The sequence below is a fragment of the Streptomyces hilarionis genome (assembly GCF_024539675.1).
Taxonomy (GTDB): domain Bacteria; phylum Actinomycetota; class Actinomycetes; order Streptomycetales; family Streptomycetaceae; genus Streptomyces; species Streptomyces hilarionis.
In genome coordinates this window covers 1-22,706 of sequence record NZ_JAHHIT010000005.1, presented here as the reverse complement: position 1 = coordinate 22,706, position 22,706 = coordinate 1, and the positions used below count along the sequence as shown (strand labels likewise).

General features: G+C 72.7%; 17 protein-coding genes. 7 read left to right on the top strand and 10 right to left on the bottom strand.

All coding sequences use genetic code 11. The features are described 5' to 3' along the window. Nucleotides 1–87: 87 nt before the first annotated feature. Nucleotides 88–2,271 (top strand): NAD-dependent DNA ligase LigA, encoded by a 2,184-nt coding sequence (gene ligA / locus KMS84_RS02390; RefSeq protein ID WP_256914313.1) that lies wholly within the window; start codon nucleotides 88–90, stop codon nucleotides 2,269–2,271. A 24-nt stretch (nucleotides 2,272–2,295) separates the two neighbouring features. Here ligA and KMS84_RS02385 read toward each other — a convergent pair whose 3' ends face one another. The 3 genes from KMS84_RS02385 to ctaD form a co-directional block, all read right to left on the bottom strand. Continuing rightward, a complete protein-coding gene (locus tag KMS84_RS02385) occupies nucleotides 2,296–3,366 on the bottom strand; it encodes a polyprenyl synthetase family protein (protein WP_256914312.1) in 1,071 nt (356 codons plus the stop codon). 138 nt (nucleotides 3,367–3,504) lie between these two features. After that, complete coding sequence (locus tag KMS84_RS02380; RefSeq protein ID WP_256914311.1) at nucleotides 3,505–3,891, bottom strand: cytochrome C oxidase subunit I; 387 nt, start codon at nucleotides 3,889–3,891, stop codon at nucleotides 3,505–3,507. After that, nucleotides 3,891–5,582, bottom strand: a complete 1,692-nt coding sequence (gene ctaD, locus KMS84_RS02375) for an aa3-type cytochrome oxidase subunit I (RefSeq protein ID WP_256914310.1) — start codon at nucleotides 5,580–5,582, stop codon at nucleotides 3,891–3,893. The genes KMS84_RS02380 and ctaD overlap by 1 nt, the downstream gene beginning before the upstream one ends. 230 nt (nucleotides 5,583–5,812) lie before the next feature. Here ctaD and KMS84_RS02370 point away from each other — a divergent pair, with 230 nt between their 5' ends. Beyond that, nucleotides 5,813–6,574 (top strand): ZIP family metal transporter, encoded by a 762-nt coding sequence (locus KMS84_RS02370; protein ID WP_256914309.1) that lies wholly within the window; start codon nucleotides 5,813–5,815, stop codon nucleotides 6,572–6,574. 48 nt (nucleotides 6,575–6,622) lie between these two features. On the opposite strand, the gene KMS84_RS02365 is transcribed toward KMS84_RS02370, so the two are convergent. After that, nucleotides 6,623–7,168, bottom strand: coding sequence for a hypothetical protein (locus tag KMS84_RS02365; protein ID WP_256914308.1), 546 nt, complete (start codon nucleotides 7,166–7,168; stop codon nucleotides 6,623–6,625). Between the two features lie 243 nt (nucleotides 7,169–7,411). On the opposite strand from KMS84_RS02365, the gene KMS84_RS02360 reads away from it, so the two are divergent. Continuing rightward, entirely contained in the window at nucleotides 7,412–7,903 is a 492-nt protein-coding gene (locus tag KMS84_RS02360; RefSeq protein ID WP_256914307.1) for a hemerythrin domain-containing protein, read from the top strand. Nucleotides 7,904–8,008: 105 nt separating this feature from the next. Here the strand turns inward: KMS84_RS02360 and KMS84_RS02355 are convergent, their stop codons facing one another. The 3 genes from KMS84_RS02355 to KMS84_RS02345 all read right to left on the bottom strand — a co-directional run bounded on the left by KMS84_RS02355 (nucleotide 8,009) and on the right by KMS84_RS02345 (nucleotide 13,129). After that, entirely contained in the window at nucleotides 8,009–9,727 is a 1,719-nt protein-coding gene (locus tag KMS84_RS02355; protein WP_256914306.1) for a SpoIIE family protein phosphatase, read from the bottom strand. A 185-nt stretch (nucleotides 9,728–9,912) separates the two neighbouring features. Continuing rightward, a complete protein-coding gene (locus tag KMS84_RS02350; RefSeq protein WP_256914305.1) occupies nucleotides 9,913–11,193 on the bottom strand; it encodes an alginate lyase family protein in 1,281 nt (426 codons plus the stop codon). 130 nt (nucleotides 11,194–11,323) lie between these two features. Then, the gene (locus KMS84_RS02345) at nucleotides 11,324–13,129 is read right to left on the bottom strand and encodes a glycosyl hydrolase family 28-related protein (RefSeq protein WP_256914304.1); all 1,806 of its coding nucleotides are present in this window, start codon (nucleotides 13,127–13,129) and stop codon (nucleotides 11,324–11,326) included. 291 nt (nucleotides 13,130–13,420) lie between these two features. Here KMS84_RS02345 and KMS84_RS02340 point away from each other — a divergent pair, with 291 nt between their 5' ends. Beyond that, nucleotides 13,421–14,242: a restriction endonuclease gene (locus tag KMS84_RS02340; RefSeq protein ID WP_256914303.1), complete on the top strand. Its 822-nt coding sequence runs from the start codon at nucleotides 13,421–13,423 to the stop codon at nucleotides 14,240–14,242. A gap of 22 nt (nucleotides 14,243–14,264) precedes the next feature. Here KMS84_RS02340 and KMS84_RS02335 read toward each other — a convergent pair whose 3' ends face one another. Beyond that, the gene (locus KMS84_RS02335; RefSeq protein WP_256914302.1) at nucleotides 14,265–15,557 is read right to left on the bottom strand and encodes an LmeA family phospholipid-binding protein; all 1,293 of its coding nucleotides are present in this window, start codon (nucleotides 15,555–15,557) and stop codon (nucleotides 14,265–14,267) included. A gap of 371 nt (nucleotides 15,558–15,928) precedes the next feature. On the opposite strand from KMS84_RS02335, the gene KMS84_RS02330 reads away from it, so the two are divergent. Together KMS84_RS02330 and KMS84_RS02325 are read left to right on the top strand one after the other, a co-directional pair. Next, complete coding sequence (locus tag KMS84_RS02330; protein ID WP_438818890.1) at nucleotides 15,929–17,458, top strand: MFS transporter; 1,530 nt, start codon at nucleotides 15,929–15,931, stop codon at nucleotides 17,456–17,458. Between the two features lie 263 nt (nucleotides 17,459–17,721). Then, nucleotides 17,722–18,582, top strand: coding sequence for a thermonuclease family protein (locus tag KMS84_RS02325; protein WP_256914301.1), 861 nt, complete (start codon nucleotides 17,722–17,724; stop codon nucleotides 18,580–18,582). 115 nt (nucleotides 18,583–18,697) lie between these two features. On the opposite strand, the gene KMS84_RS02320 is transcribed toward KMS84_RS02325, so the two are convergent. Continuing rightward, on the bottom strand, nucleotides 18,698–19,909 hold the full coding sequence (locus tag KMS84_RS02320) for a T6SS phospholipase effector Tle1-like catalytic domain-containing protein (RefSeq protein WP_256914300.1): 1,212 nt from the start codon (nucleotides 19,907–19,909) through the stop codon (nucleotides 18,698–18,700). Between the two features lie 197 nt (nucleotides 19,910–20,106). Here KMS84_RS02320 and KMS84_RS02315 point away from each other — a divergent pair, with 197 nt between their 5' ends. Next, nucleotides 20,107–20,466, top strand: coding sequence for a hypothetical protein (locus KMS84_RS02315; protein WP_256914299.1), 360 nt, complete (start codon nucleotides 20,107–20,109; stop codon nucleotides 20,464–20,466). 97 nt (nucleotides 20,467–20,563) lie between these two features. Here the strand turns inward: KMS84_RS02315 and KMS84_RS02310 are convergent, their stop codons facing one another. Then, nucleotides 20,564–22,630 carry a glycoside hydrolase gene (locus tag KMS84_RS02310; RefSeq protein WP_256914298.1) on the bottom strand — a complete coding sequence of 689 codons (2,067 nt, stop codon included), beginning with the start codon at nucleotides 22,628–22,630 and terminating at the stop codon, nucleotides 20,564–20,566. Nucleotides 22,631–22,706: the final 76 nt, after the last annotated feature.

The window sequence follows — 22,706 nt, the reverse complement described above, 5'->3', positions numbered from 1 at the left end:
GGCGGGACCGCCCCGTGCGGCCCGCGCCGGCGCCGACAACCCGCGCGACGAGGGCCGTTGTCAGTGGTCGCGGGCAGGATGTCGGTCATGACGACACCAGTTGCAGTGATCGCCGACGCCGTCGCCTACGCGCAGGCGGTCGAGGACGCCGTGCGGGCTTCGGCCGCCTACTACGAGGCCGGCACGTCGACGCTGGACGACGACTCCTACGACCGTCTCGTGCGCGCCATCGCGGGCTGGGAGGCCGAGCACCCGGACCAGGTGCTGGCCGGCTCGCCGACCGGCAAGGTGGCCGGCGGCGCCGTGGAGGGCGACGTCCCGCACACGGTCGCGATGCTGAGCCTGGACAACGTCTTCTCGCCCGAGGAGTTCACGGCCTGGACGGCCTCGCTGGCCCGCCGCCTGGGCAGGGACCCCGAGCGGTACAGCGTGGAGCCGAAGCTGGACGGCCTGGCGATCGCGGCCCGCTACACCCGCGGCCGTCTGACGCGGCTGGTCACCCGGGGCGACGGGACGGCCGGGGAGGACGTCTCGCACGCGATCGGAACGATCGAGGGCCTGCCCGCCGAGCTGACGCAGCCCGTCACGCTGGAGGTGCGCGGTGAGGTCCTGATGACGACCGGCCAGTTCGAACACGCCAACGAGGTGCGCACCGCGCACGGCGGCACGCCGTTCGCGAACCCGCGCAACGCCGCGGCCGGCACCCTGCGCGCGAAGGAACGCGCCTACACCGTGCCCATGACGTTCTTCGGCTACGGTCTGCTGCCGCTGGCCGACACCGAGCCCGCGCTGGCCGACACCCTGCGCGCGTGCGCGCACAGCGATCTGATGGGCCGGGCCGCCGCGTACGGGGTGAACACCACGGCCGCCACCGCCGTGCCCGGCGTCACCGCGGACACGGTCGAGGCGGTCCTGGAGCGCGTGTCGGAGATCGCGGCGCTGCGCCCGTCGCTGCCCTTCGGGATCGACGGGATCGTGGTCAAGGCGGACCTCGCCGCGGACCAGCGCCTCGCGGGATCGGGTTCGCGAGCCCCGCGCTGGGCGATCGCCTTCAAGCTGCCCGCCGTGGAGAAGATCACCCGGCTGCTGGCGGTGGAGTGGAACGTGGGCCGCACCGGCGTCATCGCTCCCCGGGCCGTCCTCGAACCGGTGGAGATCGACGGGTCGACCATCACCTACGCGACCCTCCACAACCCGGCCGACATCACCCGCCGCGACCTGAGGCTGGGGGACCGGGTCATGGTCCACCGGGCGGGCGACGTCATCCCGCGCGTGGAGGCGCCCGTGGCCCACCTGCGCACCGGCGAGGAACAGCCCATCGTCTTCCCCGAGGCGTGCCCGCGCTGCGGATCGGGCATCGACACCCGCGAACAGCGCTGGCGCTGCGAGAGCGGCCGCAACTGCCACCTCGTCGCCGCCCTCTCCTACGCCGCCGGACGCGACCAGCTCGACATCGAAGGCCTCGGCCACACGCGTGTCGTCCAGCTGGTCGAGACCGCGCTGGTCGCCGACCTCGCCGACCTGTTCACCCTCACCCGGGAGCAACTGCTCGGTCTGGAGCGCATGGGGGAGACGAGCACCGACAAGCTGCTCGCGGCGCTCGCCGCGGCGAAGGCGCAGCCGCTGTCCCGAGTGCTCTGCGCCCTCGGCCTGCGCGGCACGGGCCGCTCCATGTCCCGCCGGATCGCCCGCCACTTCGCCGACATGGACCACCTGCGGGCCGCGGACGCCGAGGCGATCCGGCAGGTCGACGGCATCGGCGCGGAGAAGGCCCCCTCGATCGTCGCCGAGCTCGCCGAACTCGCCCCGCTCATCGACAAGTTGGCGGCGGCCGGGGTGAACATGACCGAGCCCGGCGCCGTCCCGCCCGTCCCGGCTGTCCCCGCCGCGGACGACGACGCCCGGAGCGCCGACGACGAGACGGAGGCGACCGGCGCCGGCAAGGCCACCACGGGCGGCGAAGGCGCGACCGGCGGGGCCGGCGGCGGACCGCTGGCCGGGATGACCGTGGTCGTCACCGGCGCGATGACCGGCGCCCTGGAGAAGCTCAGCCGCAACGAGATGAACGAGCTCATCGAACGGGCCGGCGGCCGCGCGTCCTCCAGTGTGTCGAAGCGGACGACCCTGGTCGTGGCCGGGGAGGGCGCCGGCGCCAAGCGCGCCAAGGCCGAGTCCCTCGGCGTGCGGCTCGCCGCGCCGGACGAGTTCGCCGCCCTGGTCGCGGAGTTCCTCGACCGCGCGGCCTCCGCATCAGCGGGGCAGCGCGTGTGAACCCGAACCGCGGGCGTCACCCGGTCACTTGGCCCGGTCCACGCTCCACAGCGGAAGGAGCTCGAAGAACTCGACCGCCTCGTCCCGCCACCGCGCCCGCCACCCGGTGGCGAGCGCCCGGGCCTCTTCGGCGTGCCGTCGCATGTCCGCGCGCATCCGGTCCGCCGCACCGCTGCTCTCGGCGATCTCCCGCACCGCGGTGACCGTCCGGGGTGTGCAGGACCGGTCGCCCAGCGCGGCCTCCACCACGGCGCGCTCGGGGCCGTTCACGGTGGACAGCAGGGTGCTCACCGTGTAGCTCCGCTTGCCGTCGCGCAGATCGCCGCCGGTCGGCTTGCCCAGCACGGCGGCGTCCCCGAACAGGTCCAGGTAGTCGTCGCGCATCTGCCCGCAGATCCCCACCAGCCGGGCGTAGGCGCGCAGTTCCCGTGCGAAGAGCGCGGGCTGCTCGCCCGCCGCCAGCAGCCCGAGCTGCATGGGCGCGAGGATCGAGTAGCGGGCGGACTTGTGGTCGGCGACGGCGTGCAGGACGTCTTCGGCCGGGGCCGCGGTGAAGTCCCTCTCCAGATCGGCGATCTGCCCCAGGAACGTGTCGGTCGCCGCCCGTGTCTGCGTCTCGACCATGGCCTGTCGTACGGCGAGGGGCGCCTTCGCGTCGAGGAGGACCTGAAGTGACAGGGCGAGCGCCAGATCGCCCGCGAGGACGGTCAGCCCCAGAGCCGTCCGCGGATGCTCCGGGAACCGGTCACGGTAGGCGTAGTACGTGGAGGGACCGCCCCGGCGCGTGGGGCTGTCGTCGATGAGGTCGTCGTGGATCAGACCGTGCGCCTGTAGCAGCTCGATGCTCAGCGCCGCCGCGTCGAGCCCCTCGGCCGGCTCATCGGACACCAGCCGGGCGGCCTCGTGCAGCAGGACCACCCGCATCCGCTTGCCGCCGCGCAGGGCCAGATCGCGCACCAGCGCCAGGCACTCCGGAGTGAAGCGGCTGAAGGACGGCGCGTCCAGGCGCATGTCCAACGTGTCGAAGTACTCCTCGAAGAGCGCGTTGAACCGTGTCTCGTATCCGGCGACGCGACGGAGCACGTGTGCGGTCATGAAGGGTCTCTCCGGACGGGCGCCTCAGCCTCCCATCCCCGGGGGCGGTCACGTCACACGAGCGAGGGGGCGGTCCGGCCGGACCGCCCCCTCGAACGCGCCTGTGGCGACCGGACGCGAGGCCTCCGGCCGCCCGCCTCAACGGAGCAGGGACAGCGCGGCCGCCGTCACCGAGGCCAGGCACGCGCCGGCGGCCACCGCCCAGCCCACACAGCGCCTGCGCAGTTGCCGGTAGCGGGACTCGTACTCGCCGCGCAGCGAGCGGCAGCGGGCCGCGATCCTTTCCAGGTCCCGTCGGGCGTGATGGAGACTGTCGGCGACGTACCGCTGTTCGACGTCGGCCCGCTGAGACGTGGTCAGCCAGTCCATGGGCGACACGAAGGTCCGCGCGCGCTCCTCGGCCACGGCGATCGTGGCCTGCCACAGCAGATACCCCTCCACCTGGTCGCCGAGCCCGCGGGCCTGCGCGGCATCCCGCCTCGCCGCCTCGCCCGTCACCGCCTCCGGCGGGTCGTCGCGGATCATCAACGGATCCCGTGCGCCTCGGCCTCGGCCATGGCGATGTCGGGATGGTGCAGGTCGAACGCCGGGGATTCACTGCGGATCCGCGGCAGGGTGGTGAAGTTGTGGCGCGGCGGCGGGCAGGAGGTGGCCCACTCCAGGGAGCGGCCGTAGCCCCACGGGTCGTCGACGCCGACCGGCTTGCCGTACCTCGCCGTTCGCCACACGTTGTACAGGAACGGCAGCATCGACAGGCCGAGGAGGAAGGAACTGATCGTCGAGATCGTGTTCAGGGTGGTGAACCCGTCGGCGGCCAGGTAGTCGGCGTAGCGGCGCGGCATGCCCTCGGCGCCCAGCCAGTGCTGGACCAGGAAGGTGCCGTGGAAGCCGACGAACAGCGTCCAGAAGGTGATCTTGCCGAGGCGCTCGTCGAGCATCTTGCCGGTGAACTTCGGCCACCAGAAGTGGAAGCCCGCGAACATCGCGAAGACGACCGTGCCGAAGACGACGTAGTGGAAGTGCGCCACCACGAAGTACGAGTCGGAGACGTGGAAGTCCATCGGCGGCGAGGCCAGGATGACCCCCGTCAGACCGCCGAAGAGGAACGTCACGAGGAACCCCGCCGCCCACAGCATCGGCGTCTCGAAGGACACCGAGCCCTTCCACATGGTGCCGATCCAGTTGAAGAACTTCACGCCGGTCGGGACGGCGATGAGGAACGTCATGAAGGAGAAGAACGGCAGCAGCACGCCTCCGGTGACGTACATGTGGTGCGCCCACACCGTCACGGACAGACCGGCGATCGAGATCGTCGCGGCCACGAGCCCCATGTAGCCGAAGATCGGCTTGCGGGAGAAGACCGGGATGACCTCGGTGACGATGCCGAAGAACGGCAGGGCGATGATGTACACCTCCGGATGCCCGAAGAACCAGAAGAGGTGCTGCCACAGCAACGCCCCGCCGTTCGCGGAGTCGAAGATGTGCGCCCCGAACTTGCGGTCCGCCTCCAGCGCGAACAGCGCGGCGGCCAGGACGGGGAAGGCGAACAGGACCAGCACGGCCGTCAGCAGCACGTTCCAGGTGAAGATCGGCATGCGGAACATCGTCATGCCGGGGGCGCGCATGCAGATGATCGTGGTGATGAAGTTGACCGCGCCGAGGATGGTGCCGAAGCCGGAGAAGGCCAGGCCCATGATCCACAGATCGGAGCCCAGTCCGGGACTGCGGATGGCGTCCGACAGCGGGCTGTAGGCGAACCAGCCGAAGTCGGCGGCGCCCTGCGGGGTGAGGAAGCCGCCCACCGCGATGGAGGATCCGAACAGGTAGAGCCAGTAGGCGAACATGTTCAGCCGCGGGAACGCCACGTCGGGCGCGCCGATCTGAAGCGGCATGATCCAGTTCGTGAAACCGGCGAACAGCGGCGTCGCGAACATCAGCAGCATGACCGTGCCGTGCATCGTGAACAGCTGGTTGTACTGCTCGGGAGAGACGATCTGCAGGCCCGGGCGGGCCAGCTCGGCACGGATCAGCAGAGCCATCACGCCGCCGATGAGGAAGAACGCGAAGGACGTGACCAGGTACAGCGTGCCGATGGTCTTGTGGTCGGTGGTCGTCATCCACTTCACGACGACGTTGCCGGGCTGCCTGCCCCTGACCGGCACCTCGGCGTCGTAGGCGGCGGCAGCCGACCGGTCCGGATCGTTCAGAATCGTCACAGCCAGTTTCTCCAGGTGTCCGCGGTCTGCCCCCGCACGTGCGTGAATCAGGGCCATCCTCGCGAGTCATGGCGGCGGGCGAAGCCCGGCGGTGGCCGACACACGCCCGAACGGGCGGTTGTCACACACGGTCGGCCTAGTGGGCCGGGCCCGCCGTCCGGCGCCGCACGCCCCGGCCCACCGTGCCCGCTCGGAGATCCGCACCGGGGAATCCGGGTACAGGGGCCCTCATGAGTGAAGTCGTGCAGGCGGGACTGTGGGGGCTGGTGGCGGGCTCGGCCCTGCTGATCGGCGCCGGGCTGGGCTACGGGCTGCGCGTCCCGCAGAAGGTGATCGCGACGGTGATGGCCTTCGGCGCGGGCGTGTTGCTGTCGGCGGTCTCCTTCGAGCTGGTGGGGGAGGCGTACGACGAGGCGGGGCTCGCTCCCGCTGCCGTCGGCACCCTCGTCGGCGCACTGGCCTACACCGGTGGCAACGTGTGGCTGGCCCGCCGGGGCGCACGGCACCGCAAGCGTTCGGGCCACGCGGGCGCGCAGGCGCAGCCCTCGGAGACCGAGCAGAGCGGGTCCGGGACGGCGCTCGCGCTCGGGGCCCTCCTCGACGGGGTGCCGGAATCCGCGGTGATCGGCGTCAGCCTGCTGGACGGGGGCGCGGTGAGCCTGGTGACGGTGGCCGCGGTCTTCATCAGCAACGTCCCCGAGGGGCTGTCCAGTTCGGCGGGGATGAAGAAGGCCGGCCGCAGCCGGGCGTACGTCTTCGGCGTCTGGGCGGCGATCGCGGCGGCGAGCACCGTGTCCGCGGTGCTCGGCTACACCGTCGTGGGTTCCTTCTCGCCCGCGGTGATCGCCGCGGTGACCGCCGTGGCGGCCGGGGCGATCCTCGCCATGGTCGCCGACACGATGATCCCCGAGGCGTTCGAGGACGCCCACCTGGCCATCGGGCTCATCACCGTGTGCGGCTTCCTCGTCTCCTTCGCCCTCTCCCACGCCTGACCGCCCGGCGGGGCCGAGCACGCCCGCGCTCCCGGGCGCCTCCGGGCGTCAGCCTTCCGCTTCGACCTCGTCCTCGAGGGCGTCGCGCAGGCGTCGTAGCTCGTCCGCCGGCCGGCCGAGGCCGTTCAGCTGAAGCCGGGCCGCCTCGGTGCGGGCGTCCCGGTGCACCCGGTACGCGAGATCGGCGGACTGACGCACCATCCACTGGCCGTAGGAGAGCAGTCGGGCCGCGCGGGCCCGCGCCCGCACGAGGTCGGCGTCGGCGAGGGGCAGTTCCAGCAGCCGGGCGCGCAGCCGCAGCAGCGCGGAGGCGGCGTCACCGCAGGCCCGGGCGGCGTGGTCCGGGACGGCGCCGGGCTCGCCGCAGGCGGCCACCGCCGCGTCCGTGGGTCCCTGGGCCGCCACCGCCTCCTCCAGCACCGCGAGCAGCGCCCGCGCCTGGGCGGCGCGCCCCGGACGCGTCGGGGCGGGACGCGGGGGGAGCGCACGGCGACGCAGGCCCAGGCGGGCGAGGAGGCGGACGCCCGGCCGCCATCCGTCCCGGCCGGAAGGGGACGGCGCCGGGACGGGCGCGGGAAGACCGGTCGAGGACATGGATCCTCCTGGGAGGGGAGGCGGGACGTGCGCTCCCTACAGTGTCCCGCGCGCGGTCGCCGACCGGCGGCGAGGCCCCGCTCGCGCGCCGCGGACGTCCGGGGCGTCGGTGGGCCGGCGCGTCCGCACGGGTGAAAGAGGACCCCGCTCCTCAAGGATCCGACCAGGCCTGATCACTGAACGCGGGCGGGCGGGGTAGACGGATCCGGCAAGGTCCCCTCACACGAAAGCGATGCCGGTTCCATGGCCGAGACACGAGACGTCGTCGAACTCATTCTTCAGGACCACCGGAGGATGGAAGAGCTCTTTCGCCGGATGCGCAGCGTGGAAGCGGACCGGGCCGCGGCCCTGGAGGAGTTCGCCGACCTGCTGATCGCCCACGCGCTGGCGGAGGAGGCGAAGGTGTACCCCGCCCTCAAGCGCTACAAGAGGATCGAGGACGAAGAGGTCGAGCACGGCGAGGAGGAGCACGAGGAGGGCAACAAGGCGCTCCTCGAACTCCTGGAGGTCGACGAGGTCGGCTCCGAGGAGTGGGACGAGAAGCTGGAGGAGCTCGTCGAGGCCGTCACCCATCACGCCGACGAGGAGGAGCGCACCATCCTCAACGGCGCGCGCGAGAACGTGCCCATGGAGCGGCGTGAGGAGCTCGGCGGCGAGTTCCTCGACGAGCGGGAACGTCAGCTGAAGGCAGGCTGCGGCGCGGTGGACAACGTGCGCCGCATCGTCCACTCCTGAGCGGCGGACGCCGGGGACGCGTTCCCGTGCCCGGAGCCCGTCCCACGCCCCCGGGGGACGGGCTCCGGCCGTGCGGGAGGCCGTCCGGCCGGCCTGCCGGGCGGGTCAGTGGCGGGCGGGCGTCCGCAGGGCGAGGAGGGCCACGTCGTCGTCGTTGGCCGTGGGGCGGACCCGGCGCAGCAGTTGGTCGGTGAAGGAGGCCAGGGGCCGGTGCGCGAGGGCGGCCGCGTGCTGACGCAGCCGGTGCAGGCCCTCGTCGAGCGTGTGGCCGGGCTCCTCGATCAGCCCGTCGGTGTACAGCACGAGAGTGGAACCGGGCGGCAGCAGGGCCGTGGCGTCGGAGCGCGGCCTGCGCGCGCCGGTGCCCAGCAGGAGGCCGTGACCGGCGGTGAGGTACTCGGCCAGGCCGTCGTGGCTGATCAGCAGGGGCGGCGGATGGCCGGCGTTGGTCCAGGTCAGTTTCCACCGGCCGGCGTCGGCCTCCTCGATCTTGGCGAGGATGAGGGTGGCCATCGCGACGTCGGTGATGTGCATGACCGCCTCGTCGAGACGGTCCACGATCCGGCTCGGCGGCTCCTGCAAGGCCCAGGCGTAGGCGCGCAGCATGTTGCGCACCTGGGCCATGCCGGCCGCCGCCTCCAGGTCGTGGCCGACGACGTCGCCGACGGCCAGCGCGGTCGACCCGTCGGAGAGCGAGAAGGCGTCGTACCAGTCGCCGCCGACCTGCGAGGCGTCGGGCGCGGGCAGGTAGCGCACCGTCATCTGAAGCCCGGGCACCCGTGGCATCTGGGGCAGCAGGTGGTTCTGCATGGTCTCGGCGACCTTGCGCTGACGCTGGTAGAGGCGCGCGTTGTCCAGGGCGAGGCCGGCGCGGCGGGCGATGTCCTCGATCAGGGGAAGGTCGGCGGGGTTGTAGTCGCCGGGCTGAGCGGCGCGTCCCAGGGTGAGCGCGCCGAGCACGGCGCGGGTGCTGCGGATGGGGGCGATGGCCGCGGAGTGGATGCCGGTGGCGTCGAACAGTCGGCGCTGCTCGACCGCGATGCCCGAGTCCGGCGCCCCCTGGTAGGTCTGCGGGCCGGCGAGCGTCGAGGCCACTCCGCGCAGGGCCCTGGACAGCGGCATGGGGGATTCCTCGGGGATCGGGGGCATCGGCCCCTCGAGTTCGTCGTGTCGCGTCGGCGAGACGCCGTCGGACTCGACGACGACGGTGCGCCACACCTCGTCCCGCTCGGTGATCAGGTCGATGATGACCCAGTCCGCGAGCCGGGGCACGACCAGCGTCACCAGCCGCCGCAGCGCCTCGTCGACGTCCAGGGTGGAGGTCAGCTGCGTGGTGGTCGCGGCCAGCAGGGCGAGGCGTTCGAGCTCGGGCAGCAGCGTGGCGGCGGGCGCCGGCGGCGCGTCGGCCTCCTCCGCGCGGCGCGGGTGGAAGATGACGAGGGTGCAGCGTTCGAGGCCGGCGAGGCCGAAGGGGGTTATCAGCCACGACACGGGCAGCACGGAGCCGTCCCGGTGCGCCAGGTGGTCCTCCTCGGCCTGGGCGGGACGTCCGGCGTGGAAGGCCTGCCGCATGCGGCACTGGGTCCTCGGCAGGGGCTGGCCGTGGGCGTCGCGGTGCAGCAGGTCGTGCGCGTCGTGCCCGATGAGCTCCTCGGGGGACCAGCCGAGGAGCTTCTCGGTCCGCGCGTTCGCCGCGAGGACCCGGCCCTGCTCGTCCACCACGTAGGCCCCGGCTCCGACGGCTTCCAGCGCCTGGGTGAACGGGCCGGCGGGCGCCTCCGGACGCCCCGTCGCACGGGTCTCCGCATGCTCCGATCCCGCCATGCCCATGATCTCCCTGCTCGATCGACCGCACCCTGGTGGGTGATGTCCGCCTTCCGACTGCCCCGGAGCCCGCAAACCAAGCAGCCGGGCGCGGACGCCCGTCCCCCGCCGGTCCGGGCGCCGGGTCGATCATGCCGTACCCGGCGCCCGGCCGGCGCCTGGCGACCCGGTGCGAGGGTCCGACGTCAGCCCGCTAGGGAGTCCAGCTGCTCCGCCGCAGGTCGCAGGGCCCACAGATCGCCGCCCGGGGGTTCGGGCAGTGCGGGGACGGCCCGCCGTGCCCGCCCGTCGCCGGCATCGGCGGCCGCGTGCACCACGTCGACGGCCGCGTACCGGAGGAACTCGAGCTCCGGATGCGGCCAGACGGCGGCTCCGGTCGCCGCGGGCAGCAGGTAGTCCACCGCCTTGAACAGGCTCTGCCCGTCGGGACCCCGGTATGTCCACAGGTTCACGCCCACATGCCGCCCGACGCCGGCGAGGCGGGTGTACGCGACGAGGTCGAAGGTCGAGTAGTGCCAGCTGCGGGTCCGGGCCAGTTCCTGGGGCTGGCTGCCGTCGGCGGCGATCTGCGGGGCGATGCGCGCGGTGCGTGCGCCCAGCACCGTCCTGCGGGCCAGACCCTCGTCGCCGGTCGCGTGGGCGAGGGCGGCGACCAGCAGGTCGTAGAACGTGCCGTGGTTGTTCGCGGCGGCGGCTTCCTGCCTGCCGAAGTCGCTGTCCGTGAGCCAGCCCAGGAAGTCGGCGTTCCACCGCGCCATGCCGGCCCGGTCCGTCCCCGTCCAGGCGTCGGCGCCGGATTCCAGGACGGCGACCGCGTCGAGGACGGCGGTGTACGACTGGGAGAAGTCGATGATGCCGATGGCGCGGCCGTCGTACCTGCACGGGATGAACTGGGCGTGGTCGAGGTTCGGGTTCATCCGCGTGGCGGGATCGAGGAACCAGGTGCGCAGGATCTGCCCGGCCTTGACGGCGTACCGCCTCTCGCCGGTGTAGTACCAGGCCAGGGAAAGGTCGTACGCCGAGTCGAAGACCTTCTCCACGTCCTGCCGGTCGGTGCCGGAGTCGACCTCGGGATTGCGCTGTCCGTCGCGCTGCGCGTAGGGGCAGCCCCAGGGGTTGTCGGCGGTCGGCGGCACGGAGGGCCACCAGTAGGGGGCCTGGCTGAGGTAGTCGTGGACGTCGCCGCCGGGCGCGGGTCGGGGCTTGTCGACGACCGTCCAGGGGCCCTGGTCCAGCCACTTGTCGGCGCGGGCCGTCAACGCCGCGGCGGTCCGCCGCAGTCGACGGTCGCCGCGGTCCAGGCCGGTCTTCGCCTGCCGCAGCCGGGCGCCGTCCAGCACCACCGTGTGCGGGGTTCGGGGCGCCGGACGCGCCGAGTGCGCCCGCGCCGAAGCGGCGGGCGTCAGGCCGGCGGTGAACACGACCAGGGCCGCCAGGAGGAGGCCCAGACGGGGGCGGGCGCTCATGGATGTCTCCCATCGCATCATGGAGGTGGTTCAGGTAGGTGAACGGAGGTCGGCGGACATGTTCCCGCCGGGGAGGGCGACGAGGCCCGCGGACGTCGGCCGCGAGCCCGGCCCCCTGCCCCGCCGAGGCCTACAGGGCGCGCTGCGCCTCGTGCAGGTTGCGCGGCCGTACCGCGTCGGGCGCTCCGTACAGCTCCAGTCGGGAGTGCAGATCGCCCGTGAAGTCGGGGACGTCGATCTGGTCGAACTCCGTGACCTCGTCGATGCCGACGGTGGCGGAGTACGGCGCCAGGCCGTCGATCCGCACCAGGCCCGCCCGGCGGTTGACGACCCGGATGTTCCAGTGCGTGAAGCGCGCCCCGAACAGGGGTCCCGCGCTCGCGTCGCCGCCGTGACGGCCGTTGTTGTCGAGGGTGATGTCGGTGCGGACGTCGGCGAAGGGCATGCCGCGGTGGCTGTCGAACGTGCCCATCCGCATGTCGCCCCGCGACCAGACGTTGTACGACGACAGCCCCTCGACGTTGACGCCGTGCAGCTGTGTGTCGGGCCGTCCGGGGACGGTGCGCTCCTCGATGGTGAAGTCCTCCACGAGGTTGTCGTGCGACCCCTCCCGGCAGAAGTAGGGGTGGTGGGAGCCGCGGCCGGCGACCCGGGTCCGGCGCAGCGTGCAGGCGGAGGCGGCCACCAGCCCGAAGCCGTTGTCGACATGACGGACCGTCACGTCGTCCACCCAGCAGTCGTAGGCGCATTGCAGGACGACGCCGTTGTACCCCTTGTCGAGCAGATGCGGCTGCTGGGGCGTCTGGACCGCTTCCAGGGTCAGCCCCTCGACGCCGGAGCCCGTCAGCTCCGGCACGTGGGTGGTGAGGCGCGGGTCCCACTCCGGGCGCACGTCGAGGGGGAGCGGGCGCTCCAGCGTGACCGTGCGGCCCTTGACGCGGACGGTCCGCACCGGCCACTCGTAGGGGACGTACGAGGTCAGCTTCGTCTTGTCGTCCCACGCGTAGGCCTCGGGGCCGGGGCCCCCGCCGGCCATGTGCTCCAGGAGGCTGTGCGCGGGGTCGTCGCGGAGGCGGAGCAGGACGAGCGCGCCGGGACGCAGCCGGGAGGGGTCGGCGACCGTCACCGTCCAGGAACCCCGCCGGGCCGGGGCGACCGGCGTGAGGGTGCGCCATTCGTCACGGCGGTTTCCGGTCCAGCCCTCGAACGGCCAGGAGCGGGCCCGGATCGCGGCGACGAGGGAGTCCCAGCGCGCCTCGGGCGCGAGCCAGACCAGGCCGCCGGCCCAGGACCAGGACGACTTGTCGCCGCCGTAGCGGGAGCCGTAGACGCCGATCAGCTCGGTCAGGCTGCGCGTGGCGTACAGCGTCGTGCGGTTGCTGCCGGCGCCGCGCAGGACGACGTTCGAGTGGCCGACGCGGATGACGTCGTCGATGCGGAAGGTCCCGGGCGGGAGGGCGACCGTGCCGCCGCCCGCCCGCCCGGCGGCGGCGAGGGCGCGGTTGATCGCGGGGGCGGCGTCGGTCGTGCCGTCCGCCCTGGCCCCGAAGGCGCGCGCGTCGAGGACCCGGGGGTGACGCGCGAAGCGCTCGACGCCGCCGCGGCAGCCCGCCCGGCCGACGAAGGGGATCTGTGGGTGGGTGTAGGGGCTGTGGACGAACTCGCGCCACAGGCGCGGGACTTGTCCCGGTTCCCGCGCGAGCCCCCGCTCCCGCGGCCGGTCGGGCGCGGGAACCGGCCCGGGTGCCGGTGTGGGAGTGGCGGGCGCTGCGGCCGCCGGGCCGCCCGCCGTCACGGCGCCGGCCGCCACCGCCACGGCGCTGCCGAGCAGACCCCTTCTCGTGACGACGCCGTGCGGCGCTCTCGTGCCGTCGCCGTCGTGTGTCCTGCTGCTGTCGGGTGCCTCGCTGTCGTGCCCGTCGTGTGCTTCGCTCATGTCCGCCCGCTCTCCACAGATGGTCGCGCAGAGGGTGTTGTTCATATGGATGAACAACGTTCATAGCCATGTCGGCGGTGAGCATGCCACGGCGGCACCCGGCCGGGAAGGGGCGTGCACGGCCGAAGCGCGGCAACGGGGCGCGGGGCCGCGGCGTGGGGTCGCGTGCGCGGCTCCGCGCCTGCGGCGGAGCCGGGCCGGCAGGGATGATCGCGTCCGCCCGATACAACCTCCCGTAGCTGGGAAGACGCCTGTTGATCTTCGTTGGCGTCCCCGGGAGGAAGCATCACCATGGCCGCACCCGTCCGTGCTTCGCGTTCCGCGCGCCGCCCCCGTCGGTTCGAACTGCGGGCCACAGCGCTGTACTTCGCGCTCCTCGCCGTCCTCCTGACGCTGGTGGGCACGATCGCGCGCACCGCGGCGGCCGCCGTCGAGCACCGTCCCGCCTGGATCGTCGCCCTGGTCCTCGTCGGCCTCGGCAGCGTCGCGGCCGGCCGCCGCGGCGGCCGCCGGATATCGGCGGCGAGGCTGGCGCGCCGGGCCGCGAAAGCCCTGGACGAGGCCACGAGGACGGCCGTCGACGCCCTCGACGCACCCGTGCCCGCGCCCGCCGCCGTTCCCGTGGCGGCCGGGGCGTACGGCGGGCTCCCCGACGCCGAGCGCACCGTCGTCCTCGTCGAGCCCGCGCAGGAGGCCGGCGCGGACACCGAGGAGATCGCCTACGAGGCCCTGGACCCCTACGAGTTCGAGGAGGCGATAGCCGACCTGTGCCGGCGCGACGGCTGCCTCGACGTGGAGGTCGTGGGCGGGGCCGGCGACCTGGGCGCCGACGTCCTCGCGCGGACCCCGGACGGCCGTCTGGTCGTCATCCAGTGCAAGCGCTACTGCGACACCAACCGGGTCGGGTCCCAGGACATGCAGCGGTTCGGCGGCACGTGCTTCACCGTGCACGAGGCGGACGTCGCCGTCGTGGTCACCACCAGCGACTTCACGGCCCCCGCCGTCGAGTACGCCGAGCAGTGCGGCATCGTCTGCGTGGACGGCGCACACCTCCTGCGCTGGCAGGAGGGCGACGGACCGCGACCGTGGGACCCGCGGCCCACGACCTGCTGACCCGGTCCGCGCATGGGGTGCGTCAACGGCGCACGGCCGGCCGGGAGCCGCCCACGGTCAGCCCGGAGCCGGCGAGACGGACCCGGATGCCGTCCCGCTCCACGCGGACGGACCGCAGCCGCACGTTCCCCTGCGGCGGCTCGGGCAGGGTGAAGGCCAGGGACAGCCGGTCGGCGAGGGCCGGGCGGGTGAGCCGGGACAGGGCGTCCAGGAGGCCGGGTTCGACGCCCAGGGCACGGAGCGCCTCGGGGTGGTCGGCGGCCAGGTCGATCAGGTTCAGACCGCGGGCCTCGCGGGCGAAGCGCGGGGAGCCGGTCACCTTGGCGAGCTCGCCGTCGTCGCTCAGCGCGGCGCGCACGGTCGTCCGCGGCACCCCGAGGCGCCGCACGATCGACGGCACGGACAGCAGGGCCTTGGCCCGACGGGTCTCCCGGGCGAGACCGGCGGCGGCCTTCGGCGTCAGGTGCACACCGTCCGAGGCGCGCGTGCCGGGGCGGTAGGTGGCCAGATCCCCGATGTCCAGTCGTATGCCGCCGATCCGCGTGGTGACGCCCCGGTCGCCCTGCCGCCGGATCGTGGCCCGGGCGCGCAACCGCAGATCGTGTCCGGCGACCGGCAGCGTGCCGCGGGCCTGGACCCCGTCGCGGCCGTCACCGGTGAACCGCACCTGGGAGGCGCCCAGTTCGCGGTCGAGGTCGGCGAAGGACAACAGCACGTCGCCGTCCAGCCGTGGCACGTGCGCGCCGCGCACGGCGGTCAACCCCTCGGTGTCCAGCCGGATGTCGTGGGCGGTGGCCGTGACCTCGGCCAGCGACACGCGGTCGGCCGCGACGTCCGGCACGGTCACCCGCACCGATTCGAGCCGTCCGTCGGCGAGTTGGGTCAGGAAGGGGAAACCGCCGATCTCCACCTCGGGTGTCGCGGTGAGGCCCAGGTGCTCCTTCAGGGTCTGGGCGGCCCGGTGCTGTGCGTACAGCAGCGCCCAGCGGTCGGCCAGGGCGCCGAAGACGGCCAGGGCGGTCAGCCCGACGACCGCCTTCACCACGAACGTCGGGCGAGAGGAGCGGTTCCTGCCGCGGCGACGGCGACGGCGGCGGCCCCGGCGGTGGTCGGGCGCGGTCCACTCCGGCTCCTCCTCCCGCGGCTCGCGCCGCACGGCGGCGTCCGCGCCGAAGAACTCCTCCAACGGGCCGTCGTCGAGGGCGCCGAGTTCGTCGTAGGGGTTCCGCGGCGCCGTGGAAGGGTCGTGGGGACGCGCGTGCGGATCGTGGGGGCGGGCATGCGGTCGGTGGGAGTGGGGGTGGGGGGAGCGCATCACCTCATCCGATCATGCTCACCACCCCGGCCCGCAACTCGGACCGGGAAGGTGCGAGGCAGTTCACGATCGTGATCAGTGCCGCCCTCGGGGCCGTGGACGGACCCGCGGAAGATCCCGGTTCCGGCCCGCGGCCGACACGCGCCCGCCGCCTCGCCGCCCGCCCTGCCGCGCCCCGTCGGCCCGCTGTCCGCGCAGGTGTCCCACGTGAACGCCGTCACGATCCTTCCGCCGGACGTGGGAGCGACGGCGTGTCCTCCATCACTGAGTGAGTCACGAGAAAGGGGGCAACAGAATCTTTACGCACGGAAAGCACCTGGCGTCTCACTGTGCGCACAGGGCATCTCACGCAAGACAGGTAAGGAACTGCTGTGGCTGACGTACTCACCGACGGCCAGCCCGAACCACCTCGGTCCGGGCAGGTCGAGATCACCGGACTCCCCACCCAGGTCCGCCAGGATCTGACACGCCGGCTGAGGCGGAACAAGCGTCCCTTCCGCGACGAGGACGTGCAGGTCGTCGAACCCCCGCTGCTCCGGCGCGCCGTCGGCGCCTCGGCGCTCGGCAACTGCATGGAGTGGTTCGACTTCGGCGTGTACAGCTACCTCGCCGCCACCATCGGCAAGGTCTTCTTCCCCGGAGCGTCCCCCGCCGCCCAGGTCATCTCGTCGTTCGCCACCTTCGCGGCGGCGTTCGTCGTGCGCCCCCTCGGCGGACTCGTCTTCGGCCCCCTCGGGGACCGCCTCGGCCGGCAGAAGGTGCTCGCCACCACCATGATCATGATGGCGGTCGGCACGTTCGCCATCGGCATCATCCCCAGCTACGCCACCATCGGCATCGCCGCGCCGATCCTGCTGCTGCTCTCCCGCATGGTGCAGGGCTTCTCCACCGGCGGCGAGTACGGCGGCGCCACGACCTTCGTCGCCGAGTACTCGCCCGACCGGCGACGCGGCTTCCTCTCCAGCTGGCTCGACTTCGGCACCTTCGTCGGCTACGCACTGGGCTCCGCCCTGGTCACCACGCTGAACCTCGCCCTGAGCGACGACCAGATGCTCTCCTGGGGCTGGCGGATCCCGTTCCTGATCGCGGGCCCGCTCGGCGTGATCGGCCTCTACATGCGTCTCAAGCTGGAGGAGTCGCCCGCCTTCCAGCAGCAGCTCGACGAACACGAGCAGAGCCTCGCCAAGGAGTCGGCGGGCACCGAGTTCAAGACCATCGTCAAGGACCACTGGCGCGCCCTGCTCATCTGCATGGGACTCGTGCTGCTCTACAACGTCACCAACTACATGGTCACGGGCTTCCTGCCCACCTACCAGACCGAGACCCTCGGCCGCTCCAGCAGCTCCGCGGACGTGCTCGTGCTGGTCGGCATGGTGTGGATCGTCCTGCTGATCACCTTCCTGGGCCGGCTCAGCGACCACGTCGGCCGCCGCCCCCTGTACGGCTACGCGGCGGCGGGCATGATCGTGCTGGCCGTCCCCTCGTTCCTGCTCATCAAGATGGACGGGACCTGGCCGCCCATCTTCGGCGTGCTGATCCTGTCCACCCTGCTGGCCTGCTTCGCCGCGCCGAGCGCCGCCACCCTTCCCGCGCTGTTCCCGACGGCCGTGCGCTACGCCGCGATGGGCATCGGCTTCAACTTCGCGGTCGCCGCGTTCGGCGGCACCACGCCGCTCGTGACGGAGGCGCTGGTGAGCGTCACCGGAAACGACATGGTGCCCGCCTTCTACCTCATGGCGGCCGGCGTCATCGGACTGATCACGGTCCGGTTCCTGCCCGAGAGCGCCCAGGTCTCCCTGAACGGCTCCCAGCCGATGGTGGGGTCGAAGAAGGAGCGGCGCGAACTGATCGCCACCTCGCAGGAGTTGTACCGGGTCGGCCGGGAGAAGTCCCGCCGGTGAGCTGGGCCGGCCCGGCCCGGCGACGACCGGGCCGGGCCGGGTCACCGGTGTCTCCGGGCGGCATCCGGGGCGGTGACGACCCGCCGGAGCGGCGCGGGCCGCCACCGCGCCGCCGTCGGCAACTCGGCGGTCCCCACGGTGAGGTGCGAAACCCGTCGGGGAAGCGCACCATGTGAGGCAGGGGGTCCGCCGAGCCGTACGAGTGGATGACGACGGCCACAAACATGGCAGACGTTCGCCGTCGCTTCCGCGGAGGAGTCGCCATGCCGATGCTGCTCATCAAAGGCTTCTACGACGTCAAGGGTTCACAACCGGACGGGGACACGGTCCATTTCACCGCCGACGACCCCACGCAGTGGGACCTCGTCGGCGGCGGACTGGGCCGCGCCGTCGACCGCACCACGACCGGCCGCGCGACGCTGCGACTGGACGCGATCGACGCCCTGGAGACGCACTACGGCGCGAGCCGGGTCCACCAGCCGCCGGAGTTCGCGCACGCCGCCCGCGACGAGATGCTGAGCTGGCTCGGCTTCACCGACGTTCAGCACGGGACGGGCGAGACGGTGGCGGCCACCACCCCGGACACGGTGCCGGGGTTCGTGCTCACCCGCGGCACCGACGTCCACGGGCGCTGCGTCGCCCTGGCGGGGCGCGGGACGCCCCCGGGGACCAGCGGTCTGGAGATCGACGTCGACGCCTCGGTGCTGAGGACGACCGTCAACCACCATCTGCTGACGGCCGGTCTGGTGTACCCGATGTTCTACCGCAGCCTGTTCACGAGTCTGCGCGTCGAGATGGCCACCGCGGCGAAGGAGGCCCGCGACGCGGGACGCGGCCTGTGGCCGGACGACGTCACCACCACCGGAGCGAAGATCGCGGGCCTGGCCTCCCTGACGGACGACGTCGTCCTCCTGCCCAAACTGTTCCGCCGACTGGTGGACCACCTCCAGCTCGGCATGCCGCTGACGTGCTTCCCCGCCTTCCTCGCGGGCGTCGCCGACCGCTTCTCGGTCCTGTCCACGGGGGAGCGGTGCGTGGGCCTGAACCACGTGGTGGAAACCACGAACGGGCAGACCGTCAGGATGACCCGCTCCCCCGAGGACCTGCTCTTCGAGGACGCCTGACACGCCACTCGCGTGAGACGCCGCCGACCGCGCGCGCCGACACCGCACCCCGACACCGCACCCCGACAGCGCCGGCGCCCCGTACGAACCGTTCGTACGGGGCGCCGGCGCCGTCTCACGCGGTCCTGCGGGTCTTCGGCGACGTGGGCGGTGGCGGCGGCTCGTGGGACGGCGGCGCCGGCGGCAGGGGCGGCAGGCCCGCGGCGAGGTCCGGGAGCAGCACCGGCTCGAGGCGCACCCGGTCCTGCACGGCGAGATAGCGTTCCAGGCCCGGGGGCCGGTAGCGCGGGTCCTGGTCACGGCGCTCCTTGGCGGGCACCGCGAGGAACTCGTTTCCGTCGAGCTCGCCCGTGGCGCTCGCCGCCTCCCCGATCGGCCGGTGCAGCGGCTCGGCCAGCCGGTACATGCCGGTGCGCGAGGAATGCAGGGGGCCGAGGCCGTCGGGTCGCACGCGGAAGTCGATGCTCTCGTTGGGCCGCATCACTTCGGGCCCGGCCTCACCGAGCACGTCGGCGGCGAACTCCAGCCCGTGCCGACGGGCCTGGTCGACCATCCACAGCAGGGTGATGTCGGACAGACCCGTCTCCTGGTACCCGCCGCCCGCGTCGCAGTGCACGCCGGCGAACCAGACCTGCTTGAGCTCCTGGCCCTGTCGGTCGGCCCCCGGGCGCTGGTGCCACAGGGTCGGCCGGAACGCCGAGCGCTGCTCGTCGACGGCCAGGGCGTGGAAGGCGGCCCTGACCCAGCTGCTCAACTCGGTGTTGTGGAAGGCCCATCGGCGGTTGAACCGGTTGACCGCGGGCTGGAGCCAGGCGGCGTCCGGGAGCGGAACGCCGAGCGCGCCGACCGTGTCCCACACGCCGATGAAGCGGATCTCCGTCTCGCGCGCGTAGGAGCGGCGGAACAACGTGGCCGCCGCGCCGTTGGGATGCTCGATCCGGTCGCGGTACAGGGCCCACGCGTCGGGGATCCGGTCGATGTGGTCCCGGCGCAGGATGCCGCTGTTGCGCAGGAGGCCCGCGAGGCTGCGTGCGGTGAACGCGCCCCGGCTGAAACCGAAGAGGAACAGTTCGTCGTCGGGCTCGTACGTCTCGACGAGGAACCGGTAGGCGTCGAGGACGTTCCGCGACAGGCCCATGCCGAAGGCGCCGCCGCGCAGCCGGTCCCGTCGCTGGGTGCCGACACCGCTGTGGTAGTAGACCCGTTGCTCCTTGCCGGCGGCGAACCCCGGGCGCACGGACAGCGCGACCTTGGCCACGTTGGTTCTGCTCGGCTGGTCGGCGAAGTTCCAGGTGCCGTCGCAACAGACGACGAGGCGCTTGGCCATGACCACCTCCTGGCGAGAGCACGGAGTGGTGTCCAGCACCACTTCCATGCTCGCACCACCGGGCGGCCCACGCCATACGTCGACCTGCGCAGCGTGTCGACCCGGCGACCGGCGCGTACGGGGCCTTGCGTCCGCCGCCCCGCCGCCGTTCCGGGGCGGAACGTCGGCCGTGGGCTCCGGCCCCTTACGGTGGGGCGATGACCGAGCACCTGCCCGCCGACGTGGCCGCCGCGCTGGAGACCGTGCTGGACACGGAGCGTCCCGCGCATCTCGCGCTCCGGCGGCAGTTGGGCCGTCTGCGTGTGGTGTCGCGCTGTTCGTGCGGGTGCGGCACCGCCTTCTTCGACGTGCGCACCGACGACGTGGAGCCCGCGCCGACCGGCCCCGGCACCGTCGTCGCCGCGGAGGCGCAGTTCGTCACCGCGGCCGGCGAGTGTCCGGGCGAGGTCCTGGTCTTCGTTCAGGGCGGCTACCTGTCGTGGCTGGAGGTCTGCTCGTGGAGCGACGACGTCGAGGTGTCGCTCACGGCTCCCGGCCTCTCCCTTCGGCCCTGCTGACGCGCCGGCCCGCCGAAGGCCGCGCCCCCCCCGCGCATGCCGCGACCCCCCGGCACATGCCGGAGGGCCGCGGCCGTCGGTGGGCCCGGAGGCCGGGTCAGCAGGTCGAGTTGGTCTGGGTGAGCAGCCCGAGCCGCCACGGCAGGCTGTTGTAGTCGCCGCTCGCGTTCGGGTTGAGGCCCTGGTACAGGTACTGGAGACGGCAGTTCGGGATCGTCAGCGTCTGGTCGTACCCGGCGCGGATCATCTCACCGTGACTGACGTCCTTGGTCCAGGCCCCGGAGGGGAAGGACACCTTGTTGGCCCGGGCGAAGGGGTTGCTCTCGGACGCGGCGAGGGGCGACCAGGAGCCGGCGAGGCTGCCCGACGTCCAGGAACGGAAGTAGCGCCTGCCGTCCGACCCGACCGCCTCGACGATCAGCAGGTACTGGTTGGTGCCCTGCACCTTGTAGACGTTGCTCGCCTCGAACAGGTTGTACTTGCTGTCCTGCGCGGCGATGACGGTGTTGGTGAAGCCGTTCGGGAACTGGCCGACGGTGGTCTGCGAGCGGTACAGGTGCCCGTTGTCGTCGGACGAGAACAGGTAGCAGTTGGCGCTGTCGCAGATCACCCACATGTCGACCCAGTAGCCGTTGCCGATGTTGCGCCTGATGATGTCGGGCATCGACGAGTAGAAGTTGCGCGGAGCGCTCCACCCGTTGGGGTTGCTGATGTCGGGGTTGGTGGAGTACGACGCGTTGCCGGTCTGGTAGACGAGGTACCACAGGCGCTGCGGCGCGTTGTAGAAGACCTGCGGCGCGGCCCGGTAGCCGGCGCCGACGGCGGTGCGGTCCAGGTAGTGGTGGGTGGCCGAGCCCGCCTGCGACCAGTCGGAGAAGTTCAGGTAGACCAGGTTGTACCCGGCGGCCCTCGCGGTGCTCGCGAACACGTGGTACTTGCCGTTGTAGTAGACGACCGTCGGGTCCTTGATGCCCGCGATGTCGTGCGTCGAGTCGGGCTTCGGCGCGATCAGCGGGCCGCTGGAGCTCCAGGAGAAGCTGGACGGCAGTGCGGCGGCGGACCGGGTCGCCGGGGCCGCGGACTTCCGCGCCGTCGCCGTCGCCGTCGTCGTGGCTGTGGCCCGCTGCGTCGTGGGCGTGCCGCCCAGCGCGGTCAGCGCCGACCGGTAGGCGGCCTTCTTGTTGCCGTTGCGGTCGAACAGCAGCGGGTTCTCCCCGGAGCGCCAGGAGTCGCTGTCGCGGATGCCCCAGACGGTGATGCCGGTGCAGCGCGCGACGTTCATGCAGGCGCGCACCGTGTTCGTGTACGCGGCGGCCGGCGCCTGCGCGATGTCCAGTTCGGTGAGCTGGACGTCCACGCCGAGGGCGGCGAAGTTCGACAGCGTCGTCTGGAAGTTCCCGGGGGGTCCGCCGGCGCCGAAGTGGGACTGGAAGCCGACGCAGTCGATGGGCACGCCGCGCGACTTGAAGTCGCGGACCATGCGGTAGACGCCCTGGGTCTTGGCGGAGTTCCAGTCCTCGATGCTGTAGTCGTTGTAGCAGAGCTTGGCCGCCGGGTCCGCCGAGCGGGCGGTGCGGAAGGCCTGCTCGATGAAGCCGTCGCCCAGCAGGTTCTGGAAGACCGAGGGGCGGTGCTGGCCGCTGCCGTTGTCGGCGAAGGCCTCGTTGACGACGTCCCAGGCGTAGACGCGCCCCTTGTAGTGGTTGGCCACGGTGGTGATGTGGTTGTTCATCACGCTGCGCAGGGTGTTCGCGTCCTGGATGGAGCTCACCCAACCGGGGAGTTGGGAGTGCCACACCAGCGTGTGCCCGCGCACGCGCTGGCCGTGGGCCACGGCGTGGTTGACGATCTGGTCGCCGGGCCCGAAGTTGAACGAGCCGCGGGAGCGCTCGGTCGTGTCCCACTTCATCTCGTTCTCGGGCGTGACCGCGTTGAACTCGCGGTCCAGGATCCCGGTGTATACGCCGTCGCCGAGCCGCCCGGCGGCCACCGCGGCCCCGAAGTAGCGTCCGGACTGGGCGGCCTGCGCGCCGAGGGTGGAGGCCCGGACGGCGTCGTGCGCGTCGGGTGCGGCGGTCGCGGCCGCGGGGGTGACCAGGGCGGCCACGGCCAGCAGCGGTAAGACCGCGGCTCGGCGTGCGCCGAGCCGTTTGAGCGCTTTCATGTGTCTCCTCGTACGGTCGGATGCGGGTGGACGGTGCGGGTGGACGGATCGGGGACGGGGAACGGGAGCCGGGGGC

Excerpts from the sequence above, each read along its gene's own strand:
- KMS84_RS02385 (WP_256914312.1), bottom strand. The coding sequence starts at position 3,366 with ATGACCGCACACGTGCTCCGTCGCGTCGCCGGATACGAGACACGGTTC.
- KMS84_RS02370 (WP_256914309.1), top strand. The coding sequence starts at position 5,813 with ATGAGTGAAGTCGTGCAGGCGGGACTGTGGGGGCTGGTGGCGGGCTCG.
- KMS84_RS02335 (WP_256914302.1), bottom strand. The coding sequence starts at position 15,557 with ATGCGCTCCCCCCACCCCCACTCCCACCGACCGCATGCCCGCCCCCAC.
- KMS84_RS02365 (WP_256914308.1), bottom strand. The coding sequence starts at position 7,168 with ATGTCCTCGACCGGTCTTCCCGCGCCCGTCCCGGCGCCGTCCCCTTCC.
- KMS84_RS02355 (WP_256914306.1), bottom strand. The coding sequence starts at position 9,727 with ATGGCGGGATCGGAGCATGCGGAGACCCGTGCGACGGGGCGTCCGGAG.
- KMS84_RS02380 (WP_256914311.1), bottom strand. The coding sequence starts at position 3,891 with ATGATCCGCGACGACCCGCCGGAGGCGGTGACGGGCGAGGCGGCGAGG.
- KMS84_RS02310 (WP_256914298.1), bottom strand. The coding sequence starts at position 22,630 with ATGAAAGCGCTCAAACGGCTCGGCGCACGCCGAGCCGCGGTCTTACCG.
- KMS84_RS02350 (WP_256914305.1), bottom strand. The coding sequence starts at position 11,193 with ATGAGCGCCCGCCCCCGTCTGGGCCTCCTCCTGGCGGCCCTGGTCGTG.
- KMS84_RS02315 (WP_256914299.1), top strand. The coding sequence starts at position 20,107 with ATGACCGAGCACCTGCCCGCCGACGTGGCCGCCGCGCTGGAGACCGTG.
- ligA (WP_256914313.1), top strand. The coding sequence starts at position 88 with ATGACGACACCAGTTGCAGTGATCGCCGACGCCGTCGCCTACGCGCAG.
- KMS84_RS02345 (WP_256914304.1), bottom strand. The coding sequence starts at position 13,129 with ATGAGCGAAGCACACGACGGGCACGACAGCGAGGCACCCGACAGCAGC.
- KMS84_RS02340 (WP_256914303.1), top strand. The coding sequence starts at position 13,421 with ATGGCCGCACCCGTCCGTGCTTCGCGTTCCGCGCGCCGCCCCCGTCGG.
- KMS84_RS02320 (WP_256914300.1), bottom strand. The coding sequence starts at position 19,909 with ATGGCCAAGCGCCTCGTCGTCTGTTGCGACGGCACCTGGAACTTCGCC.
- KMS84_RS02325 (WP_256914301.1), top strand. The coding sequence starts at position 17,722 with ATGCCGATGCTGCTCATCAAAGGCTTCTACGACGTCAAGGGTTCACAA.
- KMS84_RS02360 (WP_256914307.1), top strand. The coding sequence starts at position 7,412 with ATGGCCGAGACACGAGACGTCGTCGAACTCATTCTTCAGGACCACCGG.